Origin of the sequence: Oligoflexus sp. (genome assembly GCF_035712445.1) — a bacterium.
Classification (GTDB): domain Bacteria; phylum Bdellovibrionota_B; class Oligoflexia; order Oligoflexales; family Oligoflexaceae; genus Oligoflexus.
Genome location: NZ_DASTAT010000126.1, coordinates 65,610 through 81,248 on the forward strand (window position 1 = coordinate 65,610; position 15,639 = coordinate 81,248).

Genomic DNA, 15,639 nt, shown 5'->3' on the forward strand with positions numbered 1-15,639 from the left:
ATATCCACCTTGAGGTGACCCTATGAAAGCAGGGCTTTTGCTCCTGGCTCTGATAGTTACGTCTTACGCAGAAGCTGCAGAATCACCCTATGGGCTGACGCTGCAGCTTCCCCTTTACGATAGTGCCGCGAAACAAGTTTCCGGTTTTTCCCCGAGCCTCATGCAGGCGCATGCCCTTACGCAGGACTATTACCTGGGTTCGCATCGACTGATTGCGGAACTTTTTGATTCTGCGGATAGCGAGATGGCGCATCCTTTGGAAGGTTTTGCGCTACTGGCCTTTGATTATGTAAGTGGCATCACACCGCTTGGCCTGTCCTGGCTTCATGAGGAGGCGCACCGTTCGGTATTGAATCAGTATGGGATTCGTAGTCACAATGGTGTTTATGATGCGAGCTTGAGTGATAGCAGCATACCCGTTGATGAGGTTACGGATGCGGACCTGATTCGTTTGAAGCGGGATCATCCGGCTGACTTTGTGCGTCTTTCCACGGCGGGGATGGAGGCGGAGAGTCAGTTCGCTTTGAATCTGGAAAAGGCGGAGTTTTTTGATCGTGCGCTGCCGCGCCAGCGCTTTCTCATCCTCCTGTCCCATCTGGGGCCCATCGGCTATCGCAATTTCTGCGACAGTCGCAGCGGGGACGAGGCGACCCGCGAGGATCTGAAGCGCGAGGGTCCCGATGAACTCGAACGGGATTTTACCGGTTACGATTGCGTGTCCTATGTTTACGATCTTTTCCGCCCCGATGAAGCGTATGAAGCGCGTGGTCCGCATCCTTCCGGTGTGGGCATCGCGCGCTATCGGAGTCGGGATGATCTGACGTCCACCGAAAAGAAATACCTGCATCGCATGGCGATCTATAGCTGGGTGAATCTGGTGGACCCCTTCTGGTTTCCCGTGAACAGCTGGCAGCTAGGGGATTACCGCTGGACGGCCACTCTTCGGCATCATCTGACTCCCTTTGGTCACAGCTTTGAGCAGAATATTTTCGTAAAACCTGAGGATGCACGGGAAGGCGGGCATCTTTTTATTGCGCGGCAATATACGAATGACAAAGCCACCCTTCCCGGTTTCGAGTGGCAATGCTTTCGCTGTCAGGCCTTGGGGAATGGTCGCGCCCTCGATTTGCGATCAGCGCTGTGGTTTCAGCCCAAGGACCTACTCTATCGTAGCAAGCACTGGAAAGCGGGCGGCTACCTCGCTCTTCAGCTGCAGCAGGATATTCACGATCATGCCCGGATCTTCGGTGAAATCATGACCAAGACCCGGGGTTGGATGGCGGATGAAATCAATTTGAATCCGGCCACGCATCTGCGCCTCGGTGTGAATCTGCGCGTGAACTGAAAAAATGCTATCCTGGAGGGATCGTTTTCTGACAGGAGTGAAGCTGCAATGAAATATCGTATAGGGGCTGCTCTGATGCTGGCCCTCTATGGAATCGCCTGCGCCCCCACCAATGCCAACAAACGTCGCTACCGTATGGATCAGGATCAGTTGGATCCCGATTCGCGGAATCCCGAAACTCCCGCGGGAATGCCGGGCGCGGTCACACCAGGCTCCGGGTCGGGTACAAGGCCGGGTGTTGGACCGGGTACAAGGCCCGGTACTGGAACGGGTACTGGAACAGGTACTGGAACAGGTACTGGGACGGGTGGATCGACCGGCGGGACGGTCAAGCCTGTGCCGGCTTACACGCTGGGGAACAAGGGAAACATTTTTGAGGGGGCCGCGTTTTATATTGATAGCGGCTTTGTGGAAAACCTCACGCGTTCCGCGACAACCTTGCCTCAGTATGCGGCGCGTATTGAAACCATGAAAAGCTGGGGCGGAACCGGCGTCTGGCTCGATGGGCGCGAGGCGATCAAAACACGGCTCGTGCCGGTTATGGAAGAGGCGCGGAAGCAGGGGCAAAAAAGCGGAAAGAGCGTGGTCGTTCCACTCGTAATTTATGATCTGCCGAATCGTGATTGCTATGCTTTGGCCTCGAACGGGGAACTCCTGCTTGCGAATGACGGACTGAATATTTACAAGACAGAGTATATAGACCCCATCGTAAAAATCATTCAACGGTATCCCGATGTGCGCATTGCAGCCATTATCGAACCCGATTCCTTGCCCAATGCCATTACCAATCGCGGCAAGAAGCAAACCATTGATGGTGAAGGTTGTTCCGATAGGGTCCTTCAGGGTTATGAAGATGGCATCGCTTACGCGATTCAAAAATTAACTATGCCTCAAACAGCCCTCTATCTGGATGCCGCACACAGCGGTTGGCTGGGATATACGCGCGAAGCACGCCAGGCCATGATCACAAAATTTAAAGAGGTTGCCACAAAGGCAGGAGGTCTGAATCTAATTCGCGGACTCGCGATCAATGTTGCCAACTATACCCCGCTCGATAGCCATGAGGCTCTGCCTTTCCCACCAGGCGCTCCATTCAAAAAGTACTTTGAAGATAATATGATTAAGAGCGAGCACCCATATGCAACAGAATTATCGCAACTCATGAAAGAGGCTGGCTTTCCCTATGCGCAGATTATTATTGATACGGGGCGCAACGGAGAACCACAATCGCGCTCGGTTTGGGGGAATTGGTGTAACATAGCGCGAGCCCGCGTTGGCGAGAAACCACGAAGCCAGCCTCGTCCCGAGGTCGATGCTTATGTGTGGGTGAAGCCCCCGGGAGAATCAGATGGCAGTTCGGAGAAAGCTCCAGAGAATGCGCCCGTTGCCGATCGCAATAAACGCGCTGATTCCACCTGCGCCTATCACGAAGTGACCAATATAGACCCGCTCGACGGCGCGCCGGTAGCCGGAAAATGGTTTCTGAAACACTTCGAAAATCTGATCCGACAACCCGGCGACCGCGTGAACCTCGGTCGAGCCACTCCCTAAGGGTTTACGAAGCATGCGAAAGCGGAGGAAGCCTCAAGGTTTCCTCTTCTTCATTTAAAGCCGAGTCAGGGATCTCAATATGGAAGGAAAAATCCCGAAGATCGGCATCCACTCGCCCCATCAACCTCACCCAGATCGTCCCCTCATGCCGGCTCAAAATATCCCTTACAGCTTCCATCCCCACGCCGCGACCTGATGTCTCGGTGACCGTCTGCGCAGTCGAGAAACCTCCACGGAAGATCAATTCCGCCACGTCCTCGGCGCTGGCATCGGAATCCAGAACCTTTTTCTCCATACCCAGGGATCGCAGTTTCGCGAGATCAAGACCGCGACCATCATCCTGAATATCCAGAACCAGTCGGGACCTATGCGCCGCGATCCTGAATGTGATCACGCCCTGATCACTCTTCCCTTTCCTCACCCGCTCCTCACCCACTTCGATCCCATGATCAATCTGATTGGCCAGAATATGAGAAAGAATCTGATCCAGGATAATTTCCGTATCCTGACTGATTAAGAGTGAAGGCCCTTCAATTTCGATTCGAGGCGCGAGCTTGCCAAGCCTTTTGGCAATGTTGGCGGCCGATACCCGATAGCTGTCCAGAAACTTGACCAGGGAGCAGCGATTGACCTGTCTCAATTTACTTTGAAAAAGCTGGGTCACGCAGGATGTGCTCTGAACCTCACGATCACCCATGGCCGTCACCAGTTCATCTGAAGTCAAAAGGATCTTCTGCCCTCCATAGAGCAGCACGATCGTGCTCATATGCCGATGGAATCTTTGCCAGCAGTTCAAATATTCCCGGGCCAGGGCCAGACACTCCTCGATTTGCTTGGAATAGCCCGGCGACAGTTCAAAAAGAAAACCTTCCGCCAGATGCACCGAGCTGGAGAGTTCCCGAAGACCCAGAGTCCGTGCTTCCCCTTTGATGGTATGCAGCGTGAGTTTATGATCCTTATGGATCGCCTGAACATCCCGCGACTCATCCAGAGAACCATGAATGCCTGCCAAGGATGCAATGCAGCGTTCCAGATTGCGCTGAACCTTATGCTCGCTCTGAATCGCCAGCAATTCTTCAATAATCGTGATGCGCTGCTTCTGGATATTGAGCATGCGCTCATTCTTTTTCTCCTGACTCACGTCCAGGATGGTGATAAGCAGACCAAAGCATAGCCCCTGGTCATTGAGTTTGGGCGTCCAGGTGATGCTCAGGAATTTCTCTTTGAAAGAAACTTCACGCGGCAGGGAATCCTCGTTCAATTCAAAGGAAAGCACCGTCTGCCCCAGGATCGCCTGCACAGCCTGCCAGGCCTGATCCTTCTTATCCGCATGCATGCTGCAGGGCTTCAGAAGGACATCATAAAGACTCTGTCCCACGATGCTTTCCTGTTCCAGGATACCGCGCGTATGATCCGAGTAGTTCGGGAGTATGCAGCCGGATTCATCGATCATCAAAAGCCCCTGCGGAATGGTATCAAGCAGGAACTGAATCTCTTTTTGACGACGGCGCGCGAGGTCCTCATTCTTTCGGGATTGAAAAGCATAGGAGTCCGAGACCCACTTCAGTAAAGATCCCAGGAGGTAGGTGCTGATCAGTCCGAACAGCTCCATGAACCCACCGAAATCAGCGGAACCATAGTGAATCATCATGAAAAGAAGCGGCATGGGCGCGCTCAGGATGGCCAGCATGAGTCCCATGCGAAAGGTCAGAACGATCGTAAAGCCCGTCAGGACCATATAAAGCCAGATTTCGATATGGGCATCGAAGGATTCTTTGGATGTGCACCCAATCACGAAAACAGTCATGATGGTCGCAAGAGCCAGATGAAGGCAACCACGGAGCCTTGTGCTGTAATCCTGCCGTGACTCGACCCTTGAATAATGGATCGCAAGCCCCATCATCACCGCACTGCACCAGCTGATGTTGAAGGTCAGCCAAGGGTCGCGGGCGTGAAAGGCGATCCCCAGGTAAAAAAACAGGGCGAAAATGGGCAAAAGGAAAAGGCAAAGATGGGCGAAGCGAATCAGGCCATCGCGAAAGTCAGCGTCTTTCACGAAAAAAAGTCGGAAAGTCCCCAGAAAACCAGGCCCCTGGCGTTCCCCTCGCAGAGCTGAGACGGCCAGCGTGAGCAAAATAAGGAAAAAATGCGAGACAAAGCGTCCCTCATCAATATCCTGCTCGATGTTCCGCCGCCAGATGCTTTTCATAGGTGCCCAGGTCTCGTCAGGGAATGACTCCAACTTTTCCTATGTTAGCACGGGTCACAAGGCGATAATTGCCTGAACCCGCAATGCCCCCCTAGCCTGTGACGACACCGAAGAGTTTGCCGATCAAAGCCGTGGCGGCCATGGCCAGAGCCCCCCAGAATCCGACCCGCAGGGCGCCTTTCAAAAGACTGGCTCCTCCGGTATGCGCGGCGACCATGCCAAGGGCAATCAGGAAAAAAAGCGATGCGGCCGGGACGCTGATGACCAGGCTTTCATAAGGGGCCAGCAGCACCACACCAAGGGGCAACGCGGCCCCGACGAAAAACGTGGCGGCGGATGCCAGAGCCGCCTGTATCGGTCGGGCCGCTCCCGTATCGGTGATCCCAAGTTCATCACGCGCATGGCTCTTGAGCGCATCATGAGCCATCAGCTGCGCAGCGACCTGAGACGCCAGCACGGGATCCAGACCGCGCTCCACATAAATCTGAGCCAGTTCCTCGTGCTCCAGCGCAGGATCATTGGCCAATTCCTTCGATTCACGTTCCAGGTCCGCGCTTTCCGTATCCGCCTGGGAACTGACTGATACATATTCTCCCGCGGCCATGGACATGGCCCCGGCCACAAGACCGGCAACGCCACTCAGTAAAATTTCGGAGCGCCCGGCATGCGCCGCGGCAACGCCCACGATCAAACTGCCCGTGGATACGATGCCGTCGTTCGCACCCAGGACCGCAGCGCGAAGCCATCCGATCCGTTCCGCTTTATGGCGTTCGGGATGCTTATGCGCGGCCATGGATGCTCCTTTTTTGAATGATCGCAAACAAGGAGACCGTATCAGCTGCCCGGGCTCGTCTCAAGCGCCTTGATCCAATTCAAAAGCAATTTGGCTTCCGGTGAGTTTTTGAAGTTTCGATTTCCCTGGGGCATGCTTCCCCGGCTGACTTCCGACGCGATGATACGTCGAGCCGCTTCCACCTGCGCCTGAGTATCAAACGCATAGCCGCCCTTGGCTTTGGTCCTGGTGTGGCACTTAAGACAGTTCGCGGTGATGATGGGTTTAATGGTGCTGTCGTAATAGGAAACGGGATCGGGCTGTGCGGACAGCCATTCGAGGAATTTTTTTCCCTCTTCGCTGCTGCCGAAGCCGGGATCGCCGAGCGGCATTCTGCCCTCATTCAGAACCGTGATGATACTGGATTTCAATTTCACGACCTGATCCTGTGTTTCCAAAATCACGCCACCGCTTGCATCGGCAGCGTTGTGACACCCACCGCAAGTGTCGATGACAATCGGTTTGATATCGGCTTCCCAACTTAACGCAAGAGCAGGGACCGGTGTGCCACCGTCGGTGGTTTGAGACAGTGCCCATCCGTTAAAACCCACGGAAGCAACCAGCAGCAAAGACTTGACGAACGCATAGCCTCGAAAATTTTTCATAATGTTCTCCATTCAATGGAGCCCATCATGAAAAGCTAAGGCTCGGATGTCAAGGCAACGCCACCATCCACCTATTGAAGTCTTTTCAAAGTGCGATCTGCATCGTGGTGCAATGTACAGCCCCACCTTTGGCTATCATCGAATCCGATGTGATCCAATGGACAGTGAAACCAAGATCCCGATGAAGACGCTCCACTCTTTCTTCATATTTCTTTATCAAGGGAAGATCGATGTACCCACCCTTCACCGAGTCGGCTTCATTCGCGGGTCGTACATAACGGGGCAGGAAAACATGCCCATTCAGCAAGAGGGAATTTGTGTAAGAACGGAAAAGATTATAGCCATCCTCTGCAAAGTTGGGCGCAGGCATGGGCAGCCGAATGATTTTGAATCCCTGCTCTTTCAATTCAGCGGCACGGCTATCCAGAAAATCCCGAACCTCGCGCACCCGCACAAGGTCGTCTTTACGATAACCAGGAAGATTCATAACTTCATCTTCGATCTGCGCGACGAGTATGGTCTGATCATCCACAAACTTTGCCCAAAGATCCAGATGCCGCGTTCCTTCATAAGGCATGCTGGGAAAAATCATCACGTCCTTGCAGCCGGCGAAGTCTTTGAAGTACGCGATGATCTCGTCCCTACTTAAAATCAGATCACCGTCGACCCTTTCTTCCGCATTGACCTCAAGGACCTTATCGGTCATGAGGCAGGCGCCGCTGTCGTTATTCATGAAGTTCCCGCCTTCGATATAGATCGGAAGGCTCAAGCGAGGTACATTCAAACCTTTCGCCAGCGCGGCTGGCACGCTGTCATCCGAGGCGCGGCTTGGATAATAATTAAACTCAAGAAGACGCCGCGAACCATCCGCTGCCTTGGCTATCCAAGGGCCGTAATCACGCGACCACTCCCGCTGGCGTCCTGGTTTTGGCTGCTCCAAAAGTTTCAGTTTCGCGCTGTCCTTTTGAAGAAGATCATAAAGATCTTGAAAATCCTCCTGCTCCTCATCTGCCGTGTATCCATGCGGGACTGTGATCCAAAGGCTATCAATACCGCTGCCCAGAAGCGCCTGCATCATGCGTTCCTGATGATGCTCGACCAGCATCTGCGATGATACCAGCACCGCTGCGCTCGGATGATATTCCGGCACTGCGATCTGTCCCGATCGGAAAGGTTCCAAAGTCGCGGCATCGCTGTCTTCAAAATGACCCAGGACCCGGCTATCGGATGCCCCCGGGCTGCAGGCCCAAGGGCCGGCTAACAAAAGAAAGGCGAAGGAAGTGAAACGCATGAAGGGAATTCCTTATCAAACGTGAAGGGAAAGACGGCAAGCAACGCGTGCTCACGCTTTTGGGATCAACCATAAAAATCACGGATAACGCAAGTCTTTTCCAATGATCCCTCCCCCTTCATTCAAAAAGCAAGGCCCCGGGCCCCGCCCCTTTTTCACATTCTGTCTCCAGGGTTACGCAATGCGCACCGATAACGAAGGACGAGTTTATGAAGGGTCTCATGCGAGTCGCTGTCAGCACATTCCGAAAGTCTCGCCTTAAAAACCATTTAGGGTTCCTTGGGCTATGGCTGCTCTTTTCTCTTTGGCCTCGGGAGTCCTGGGCAGCACTCGTGTGGACGCCCGAGCTTCAGTCCCTTCCGGTTTCGGAATATTCCTTTTACTGTGAAGAGGCGCGTCCGCCGGAAACTGCGGAACCTTCCATGGTGCGGACCGATCTTCTGGAACCGCGCACAGGTCCGATCAACCTTGGCTACCTGAAACAGCGTGCATGCTGGACGGAAGTCAGTCTGAAACTCGATGATGACCAGCCGCGACTGCTCTATCTTGAATATGGTCTGACGCAAGCGGATAGCATTCGAGCTTTTCACACGATGGATGGTCAGACCTGGAATGATCTGGGTCACGCGGGCAACGACGTCCCCATCAGTCGCTGGCCCGTGCACTATAGGGCACCGACGTTTGAATTGAAACTGGAGCCAGGCGTCAACACTCTGCGCATCTACCAGACCAGCCGCGACATCACTGGAGTGGACTGGAAAATATGGGAACCCAAGGCTTTTCACATGGCCGTCAACTGGGAAAATATTCTCTTCGGCGGTTTCTTCTCGATCTGTCTGGCCCTTTCCCTCTATAACCTTGTGATCTTCGCCGTCAGCCGTGACCTTCTGCACTTCTATTATTTCCTTTATCTGAGCACCTACGGTTGGGTTCAGATGTTCATGACCGGCTTTCTCAAGCTTCATTTCCTGACCGATATTGGACCTTTGCTGGGTCGCATAGGCACCAGCTCCATCGTGATCAGCATGTTCTCGGCCTATGTCTTCGTCGGGAAACTCCTGGAGATTCAACACTTCCCCCGGCTGATGGCCCGCACGTTCTGGGTCTTCGCCTACATCAGCCTGAGCAATCTCCTGCTCACAACCGTGGGGCCCTTCTCCATCGCGGCTCAGAACTGCCTCTTATTCTCGGGCCTGGGCTCGGTCCTGGCCTTCATCTATGGCGCCTACGCGCTGAAGCATGGCAATCCCATGGCGCCTCTTTTTCTTCTGGCCTGGCTGCTCCTTCTGATCGGAACCATCATCCAGGTTTCTGCGCTTTCGGGATTCATCGAAAGCACACCGCTGACGCGCTCGGCGAACTTCATCGGCGCGACGGTCGAAGCGATTTTGATTTCCTATGCCCTGGCCTATAAAATGAAACGCGAGCGCACGGACGAGATGGTTCGTCGCAAACACGCCTTTTCCCAGCTGGAAAAAATGGTGTATCCGCATCAGCTCGATATGATGCAGCACGGACGGCAGCTCGAAGACACCATGCCGCTGGCGACAGGACAGGCCTGCGTGATCTGCGTGGATATGATCAATAGCTCGAAGCAGAATATCCATGAGCTGAAAGCATTCCTCCGGGCCTTCTTTGATGAATGCGATATCATCATGAATCGCGGGTATCAGGGCGAAGGTCTCAAGGCCTATGGCTTTCGTATCAAGGAAATGGGAGACGGCTTTCTCTGCTCGATCGGTTTTCCGTTCTCGCCGCCTTCGCACCTCGGCCTGCGGGAAATCGCCCTCGATATGGCGATTGATTTCGTGGCGAAGTTTGAAGAGACTCTGGTGAAGCATCCCTTTCATGGCAGGACCGAACCCCTTCTTTCCATAGGGATTGCGGAGGGGCCGATTGAAGGCTTCTTTACTCTTTCCGGTATTCGAAGCTATGAACTCTTCGGCAAGGGCATCGTGCTGGCCTCACGTTATGAAGCCTTGCGCAAAGTCTATGCGATTCCCGGCCAGGGCCACCTGATCTGCATGAAGTCGACCGTTTATCATGCTTTGCCGGCGACTTATCAAAAACAGTTCACACGCTTCGCGCTGGATCGTTCGCAGCAATTTATCCGGGATGATGAGACCGTTCAGGATTTTTATTATCAGCGTGTGGCAGGTTCCTGGAAAAAAGCCAAAAGCGCCTGATCGCGCTCAGGCCTTTTTCATGGGCCAGAGGATCTCTTCCAATTCTTCAAAACTTCCGACGCGTTGCTCCCATGACGGGATGCGCACCTGCGCTTTGAAATCGCTGTACCGATGCAGAATCTGCAGAAGAAAGAGGCGGCGACGCAGCGTCTCGTTCTGGGCTGTGGATGCATAGCCATAACCCGTGAGCAGGGCCGTGACGAAATCCGCGCGACCCTCGCAGCTGAAGAGCCAGGGCCCCAGAAGATCGTATTCACGATAGCCTATCATCGCATCCCCGAAGTCGATCATCCCGCTGATGGCGGTCAAAGGCCTTTGTTCCGACGCGAGCAGATTGAAAGGCGTGTATTCTCCGGTCAGGATCACAGGCTCAAAGTCCGTGGGAAGGGACACCAGATTCTTTTGCACAAACTCATCCACCCCATCCACGAACCAGCGCGGCATGCCGAGCCTTTCATGACGAGCTCGACATTTTTGAATCTGGTTGGGAAAAAATTCGGACCAGGACGGCGGCAGATCATGGAGCTGTCCCAGCGGCACGGCATGAACCCGGGCCATGATGCGGCCTATATCGGAAAGCGCAGACGTCTTTTCCGCAGCGGAAAGCTCAGGCCAGATCTTTTCCAACGTCACGCCGGGCAGGCGACTCATGATGATAAACGTCCAGCCTCGATCTTCACCCGCCTTATAGAAAAGGGGAATAGGCAGATTCAGCTGCCCATCCAGATGCTGCATCACGCGCCACTCGCTCACCCATTGATGTCGCAGAAAAGGCGGAAAAACCTTCATGATCCACGCCGATCCCAGGGCGGCGATCAGATTGCTGCCATCACGAAAAGGAGAAAAGGCGGATTCCAAAGAGGCATCGGGCCCATGAGCCCGCCAGAGTTCCAAAAACGGCTGACGCCAGCTCTCGGGTTCAAGCCGAAAGCGGCGGTCAAAGTCCACGGGATCCATGTTTTGGGGAAAGCTCATGGTCACCAGCTGATCCGCAGGTAATCTTTCAGTTCATTCGGATTACTGGCCGACGGAGGAAAATGCGGAGTCAGGATTCCCTGACAGCGGGCTATGGCCTTTTCAAAACCTTCGACCAGCTTATGCTCCTTGGCCCCGTGCACCAGGTCATGAATCAATTCCTGAAAATCCTCAGGTTTGCAGTGACGCGCGATACCCTGATCGGCGAGCACCACGGCCTGACGTTCAAAAAAGGAAACGAAGAGCAGAATACCCGTGCGACCTTCCGTGGCCGACAGACCGGCTTCATAAAACGCCAGCATCGCGCGTCGTTCCGTTTCCAGCTTCTGATCCTTGCGTGGAATCAAAAGACGTTCGACCGCAGGCAGACGAGCCAGCATATAGCCGCTCATCCCCGCGATGACAAAGCCGATCGACCACAGAAGATCATGGCCGGCCCACCCCATCGTGAGCACGAGGATATGCTTGATACAAAGCGCTAAAAGCAGTGCGAGCAGAGCGCCGAGTACATCGCTGTTGCTGGAGACCGTGGACCGATACACGAGCATCGGCACGATCTCACCACTGGTCTTGGCTTCCGCATCACTCACCGCACGTTCAATGCGGGATGCGCCTTCCAAACTTAAATACGATCTGAGCCAGGCAGGAATCTCCTTTACCATGATCCGGATGCTCCTCCTCCTGAAAATCCACCACCACCGCCGCCGAAGCCGCCGCCACCAAAACCACCGCCGCCACCGAAACCGCCACCACCCCAGCCGCCAAAGCCTCCACGCCGACCTCCGCTGAAGGGACCGCGCGGTCCCCCGCGATTGGCTGCGGCTATGATGAAGATGACGATCAGGAAAATGAAGAGGGAAAAGAGCGAACCCACTCCACCACGACGCTCTCCGCGGACCTGCCGCGAACGCTGCGGTGCATCGACACCGAATTTAAAATCGGGGTCGGTATACGCGACGATATGCGAGACGCCGGCGATGACACCGGCATCGTAATCACCTTCGCGGAAAAGGGGCGTGATTTTTTCACGGATGATGCGGCTGCTGTAAAGGTCGGTAAGCGACCCTTCGAGTCCCTGGCCGACCTCGATGCGCATCTTGCGATCCTGCGCCGAGATCAGAAGTATGGCGCCATTGTCTTTTTCCGCGGTTCCGAGCTTCCACGTATCCGCCACGCGAATCCCATACTGTTCGATGGTTTCATCTTCCAGCTTGGGTATGGTGAGTATCACGATCTGGCTGCCGCCGGCCTGATGAAGGCCACGCAGCTGCTGATCCAGATACGCTTCGGTATTCTGGGAGAGTATGCCGGCCGTATCCATGACTGGATCGGTCAGAGCCGGTATGGGCGTGACCGCCAGCACCGGCGTCACGCTCACCATCCAAAGTATCAGCAGCAGAAGTCGCTGCACGCCAGTCCTCACTTGAAGTCAACCTTGGGAGCCGATTCGATCTGGGTTTTTTCCGCTTCAGTCACGGTCCACTGCGGCATCTTCTCGTGATGATAGATCAGGCTGTTGGTGAAGCTTGTCGGAGGTACTGTGATCAGGTTATTGAACTCGTTGATGGATTCAATGTAACGCTGACGCGCAACGGCGATGCGGTTCTCTGTGCCTTCCAGCTGCGCGCTCAGATCACGGAACTGAGCATCGGCTTTCAGGTCTGGGTATTTTTCCACAACGACCATAAGGCGACCTAATGCCTGGCTCAGGTTGCCCTGCGAGGCCATGTATTCCTGCAATTTCTTCGGATCCATGGACCCTGGATCCACCGTGGTTTGTGTCGCTTTCGACCGCGCTTCCACCACGGCCGTCAATGTTTCCTGCTCATGCGACGCATAGCCTTTGACTACGCTCACAATGTTGGGAATCAGGTCAGCACGTCTTTTATACTGGTTCGTGGTTTCCGCCAGCGCCGCTTCCACCTTATTCCTGGCCTGAGGAATTGACTGCAAACCACAGCCCGTCATGGCTCCCATAAGAAGCAAACCTGCGACTGTCCGACTCAAAATACGTAGCATGCAAAAACTCCTTCGTTTGGCCTTATGCTTTCGGCATCATAAGCCTGCAGACTCTACCACGTTTTATAATGTAAACATTCATTGAAATTTGGCAAGGCCGAAGACGGGCAGGCAGAACTTCTTAACCCGCCTGGGTTTGCTTCGATCGACGACGGAGCTGTTCCATAAGGCTGAGGACGATTTGGTCGGCAGGTTCCTGTTCAGCCAGCCGGTAGAGGACTTTTTCCGCTTCCGTCCACCACCCCAGCTGCAGATAAAGGCGGGCCAGATCCTTCTGATCATGGCTTTGATTATAGGCCTCGATCGCGATGGATTCACTCTTTCGCATTTTCTCCAGCATGCTCTCCATGAAAGAAGCCACCGCGTTTTCATAAAACGCGAGCGAAACTTCCCGCTGCCCCTGGCGCGCAGCCTGCTCTGCCTGCAGCATGAGCCCGAGGTATCGCGGCTGAAAGCGCGGCACCGAGCGCAGCGCGCGGGCGCTCAAACTCTCGCTGCGCCGCCTGTGGGTCTGAAACCAAAAGCTATAAAGCTCGATCCGCTCACGCGATTCCGGCAGCATTCTCTGCAGCAGTTCGACGATCTGTCCTGGATCCCCTTCATGTCCGGGCTGACGTTCCTGATAGCGCAGCGCCTCCAAAAATCCACCCAGCTGATGCGGGGTATGACGCCATGCCGCCTGCAATCTCCCAAGGCAGGCATGAAGTCCCTCGCTCGCGCTGATGCACTGCTTCAAAAGCCGGAGCTGCTGCGTGGCCTCGTGGCTTTCCCAGCGATCCGGATTACGCAAAGTCAGAGGCGCACGCTGCGTCGCGTCCACATCCAAAAGCTGTTTTTCCGCTTCCAAAGTCGCCTGGCTGATCGCCTGCAGGGATTGGGTCTGCCTTGCCTGCCAGATCAATCCACCCAGCAAAAGCCCACCCAGGATGATGCTGATGAGCCAGCGTTTTCCCTGCTGCGGACCTGGATAACAAAGACGTCTTGGTATCATGCACGACTCAAGGCAAAGGTTGAGACAGAAAAACCAGCTGGGGCGCGGTTACGATCTCAACCGGACGTTCGTTTTCATGAGCGAGGTCCGCACCGAATTCCAAACTGAAACCGCGGCTCACGCGCAAAAGATTCAGGTTCTTCAAAGGCACCGGCCCCACCGCCGTGCAGTTCCCCGGATCAAAACTCAGAGGATACTGCGCCTCGGCCAAAGGCCAGTCCTGACGCCCGCAGAATGCAGCGGCCTCCAATCGAGCCTGCCCTTCCGCATTCATGGGTTCCAGCGCCTGGCCACTATAATTCAAATCCACCGCATAGATGAAATCGCGATTGGTCACGATCAATTCATAAGTGCCCTGGTACTCAAGGAAAGCCAGCGACTCATCGCAGTGGGCATCCGCGAAATATGTTTCCCGCCTTGTCACATCCTGCGCGTTTTCAAGCCGCAGATCGATCCGATACGATGTGAAAAGATCCTGGCGCGGAATGCAGGCCGTGGCCCATGAGCCATCCACAACCGAATAGAGCGGAGGCGAGGCCGAGGATTCCGAGCAGGCGGTCAAACCAGGAATCAGACTAAGGACGGCTGAAAAACTGGCGAATTTCCTGCAGCCAAGGATTCCGTATCGCATCGACTTCCACATGAATTTCATGTCGGGCTTCCGGGAACGTGAGCTTGCGACACTGCTTCGCCCGCTGACACACATAATCCTGCCCTCCGGTCATGACCACATCATCATTGCCTGCCTGAAACATCAGGATCGGAGCGATAAGCTTTTCTGCATCATCGCGCATATCCCAGGTCGCCTCCAGTGCTTTTTGCGCGAAGCGGAAACTCACCCCACCCACACGTTCGTCCTTGCGATCCCAGCGCAGCTGGTTGAAGGCCTTGTAGCGCACCGCACTGCCGGTCCCGCGATAGGGTTCGTCGAAGTGAAAGGGACCATGACCGGGAACAAAACTCTTATCAAAACCGAGCCAGCAGGCAATAGTCGCGAACGAATAGCCCATCCATTGGAAGGGAAAAGGTGCGGGATTGATATCGAGCATCGGCGAGGACGTGACAGCTTTCGCGAACACATTCGGATTCTGCACCATATAAAGCGAAAGGATATTGGCCCCCATGGAATGACCAAGGCCATAGACTTCCTTGAATCCATGCGGCGTCACCACTTCCTTCATGAGCTGCCCCAGGTCATCGCGATAGAAGGAGAAATCCCGCACATACTGCATCTCGGGCTGATCCGTCTCGCGACCCGAGGCTCCCTGCCCACGGTGATCCATGATGAAGACAGCCAGGTTCAGATCCTGGATGTCATCCAAGAATTCGGCGAATTTAAAGGTGGATTCCGTGCGGCCTGGCAGGATGACCAAGGCGCGATCCTGCCCCGGCTTCACATACGAGCGATAATGGATTTTGAGGCCATCCGCTGTGGTAAGAAAAGCCGAGCTGCCATTGGCCCAGAAAGCTGGCAGGATACGACCCGCGAATTCCTGCTCAAAGATGCTCTCCGGTACAGCCTCAGCCCTGTGGGATAAGGTGAAGCAGGCGGAGCACGACACAAGCCAGCGCAAAAGAAACCGCATGGAAGAACCTCAATTTGAATCCTGGTTCTTCCATTGTACCCCGGCGCCG

The 15,639-nt window shown here is 54.7% G+C and carries 14 protein-coding genes; 3 read left to right on the top strand and 11 right to left on the bottom strand.

The genetic code is table 11. The features are described from left to right. The first annotated feature begins 22 nt into the window (after positions 1–22). The gene (locus VFO10_RS26545; RefSeq protein ID WP_325145036.1) at positions 23–1,345 is read left to right on the top strand and encodes a hypothetical protein; all 1,323 of its coding nucleotides are present in this window, start codon (positions 23–25) and stop codon (positions 1,343–1,345) included. A 48-nt stretch (positions 1,346–1,393) separates the two neighbouring features. After that, positions 1,394–2,896, top strand: a complete 1,503-nt coding sequence (locus VFO10_RS26550; RefSeq protein ID WP_325145037.1) for a glycoside hydrolase family 6 protein — start codon at positions 1,394–1,396, stop codon at positions 2,894–2,896. Positions 2,897–2,900: 4 nt separating this feature from the next. Here the strand turns inward: VFO10_RS26550 and VFO10_RS26555 are convergent, their stop codons facing one another. From VFO10_RS26555 to VFO10_RS26570, 4 genes are all read right to left on the bottom strand, one after another. Beyond that, entirely contained in the window at positions 2,901–5,105 is a 2,205-nt protein-coding gene (locus VFO10_RS26555; protein WP_325145038.1) for an ATP-binding protein, read from the bottom strand. 91 nt (positions 5,106–5,196) lie between these two features. Continuing rightward, positions 5,197–5,898, bottom strand: a complete 702-nt coding sequence (locus tag VFO10_RS26560; protein WP_325145039.1) for a VIT family protein — start codon at positions 5,896–5,898, stop codon at positions 5,197–5,199. Between the two features lie 41 nt (positions 5,899–5,939). Next, positions 5,940–6,542: a hypothetical protein gene (locus tag VFO10_RS26565; RefSeq protein ID WP_325145040.1), complete on the bottom strand. Its 603-nt coding sequence runs from the start codon at positions 6,540–6,542 to the stop codon at positions 5,940–5,942. Positions 6,543–6,627: 85 nt separating this feature from the next. Then, positions 6,628–7,833, bottom strand: a complete 1,206-nt coding sequence (locus VFO10_RS26570) for an agmatine deiminase family protein (RefSeq protein ID WP_325145041.1) — start codon at positions 7,831–7,833, stop codon at positions 6,628–6,630. Between the two features lie 332 nt (positions 7,834–8,165). Between VFO10_RS26570 and VFO10_RS26575 the strand changes: the two genes are divergently transcribed. After that, entirely contained in the window at positions 8,166–10,019 is a 1,854-nt protein-coding gene (locus tag VFO10_RS26575) for a 7TM diverse intracellular signaling domain-containing protein (protein ID WP_325145042.1), read from the top strand. Positions 10,020–10,025: 6 nt separating this feature from the next. On the opposite strand, the gene VFO10_RS26580 is transcribed toward VFO10_RS26575, so the two are convergent. From VFO10_RS26580 to VFO10_RS26610, 7 genes are all read right to left on the bottom strand, one after another. Next, the gene (locus VFO10_RS26580) at positions 10,026–10,994 is read right to left on the bottom strand and encodes an aminoglycoside 3'-phosphotransferase/choline kinase family protein (protein WP_325145043.1); all 969 of its coding nucleotides are present in this window, start codon (positions 10,992–10,994) and stop codon (positions 10,026–10,028) included. 2 nt (positions 10,995–10,996) lie between these two features. Continuing rightward, complete coding sequence (locus tag VFO10_RS26585) at positions 10,997–11,656, bottom strand: hypothetical protein (RefSeq protein ID WP_325145044.1); 660 nt, start codon at positions 11,654–11,656, stop codon at positions 10,997–10,999. Then, entirely contained in the window at positions 11,650–12,405 is a 756-nt protein-coding gene (locus tag VFO10_RS26590) for a TPM domain-containing protein (RefSeq protein ID WP_325145045.1), read from the bottom strand. The genes VFO10_RS26585 and VFO10_RS26590 overlap by 7 nt, the downstream gene beginning before the upstream one ends. Positions 12,406–12,413: 8 nt before the next feature. Then, positions 12,414–13,013 carry a LemA family protein gene (locus VFO10_RS26595; protein WP_325145046.1) on the bottom strand — a complete coding sequence of 200 codons (600 nt, stop codon included), beginning with the start codon at positions 13,011–13,013 and terminating at the stop codon, positions 12,414–12,416. 121 nt (positions 13,014–13,134) lie between these two features. Next, the gene (locus tag VFO10_RS26600) at positions 13,135–14,004 is read right to left on the bottom strand and encodes a hypothetical protein (protein WP_325145047.1); all 870 of its coding nucleotides are present in this window, start codon (positions 14,002–14,004) and stop codon (positions 13,135–13,137) included. Positions 14,005–14,011: 7 nt separating this feature from the next. Beyond that, positions 14,012–14,635, bottom strand: coding sequence for a hypothetical protein (locus VFO10_RS26605; RefSeq protein WP_325145048.1), 624 nt, complete (start codon positions 14,633–14,635; stop codon positions 14,012–14,014). Beyond that, entirely contained in the window at positions 14,580–15,590 is a 1,011-nt protein-coding gene (locus VFO10_RS26610) for an alpha/beta hydrolase (protein WP_325145049.1), read from the bottom strand. Before VFO10_RS26610 ends, VFO10_RS26605 begins: the two co-directional genes overlap by 56 nt. Positions 15,591–15,639 lie beyond the last annotated feature (49 nt).

Bases quoted from the DNA above. Each gene is read 5' to 3' on its own strand.
- VFO10_RS26545 (WP_325145036.1), top strand. From the start codon at position 23: ATGAAAGCAGGGCTTTTGCTCCTGGCTCTGATAGTTACGTCTTACGCA.
- VFO10_RS26550 (WP_325145037.1), top strand. From the start codon at position 1,394: ATGAAATATCGTATAGGGGCTGCTCTGATGCTGGCCCTCTATGGAATC.
- VFO10_RS26555 (WP_325145038.1), bottom strand. From the start codon at position 5,105: ATGAAAAGCATCTGGCGGCGGAACATCGAGCAGGATATTGATGAGGGA.
- VFO10_RS26560 (WP_325145039.1), bottom strand. From the start codon at position 5,898: ATGGCCGCGCATAAGCATCCCGAACGCCATAAAGCGGAACGGATCGGA.
- VFO10_RS26565 (WP_325145040.1), bottom strand. From the start codon at position 6,542: ATGAAAAATTTTCGAGGCTATGCGTTCGTCAAGTCTTTGCTGCTGGTT.
- VFO10_RS26570 (WP_325145041.1), bottom strand. From the start codon at position 7,833: ATGCGTTTCACTTCCTTCGCCTTTCTTTTGTTAGCCGGCCCTTGGGCC.
- VFO10_RS26580 (WP_325145043.1), bottom strand. From the start codon at position 10,994: ATGAGCTTTCCCCAAAACATGGATCCCGTGGACTTTGACCGCCGCTTT.
- VFO10_RS26585 (WP_325145044.1), bottom strand. From the start codon at position 11,656: ATGGTAAAGGAGATTCCTGCCTGGCTCAGATCGTATTTAAGTTTGGAA.
- VFO10_RS26595 (WP_325145046.1), bottom strand. From the start codon at position 13,013: ATGCTACGTATTTTGAGTCGGACAGTCGCAGGTTTGCTTCTTATGGGA.
- VFO10_RS26600 (WP_325145047.1), bottom strand. From the start codon at position 14,004: ATGATACCAAGACGTCTTTGTTATCCAGGTCCGCAGCAGGGAAAACGC.
- VFO10_RS26605 (WP_325145048.1), bottom strand. From the start codon at position 14,635: ATGCGATACGGAATCCTTGGCTGCAGGAAATTCGCCAGTTTTTCAGCC.
- VFO10_RS26610 (WP_325145049.1), bottom strand. From the start codon at position 15,590: ATGCGGTTTCTTTTGCGCTGGCTTGTGTCGTGCTCCGCCTGCTTCACC.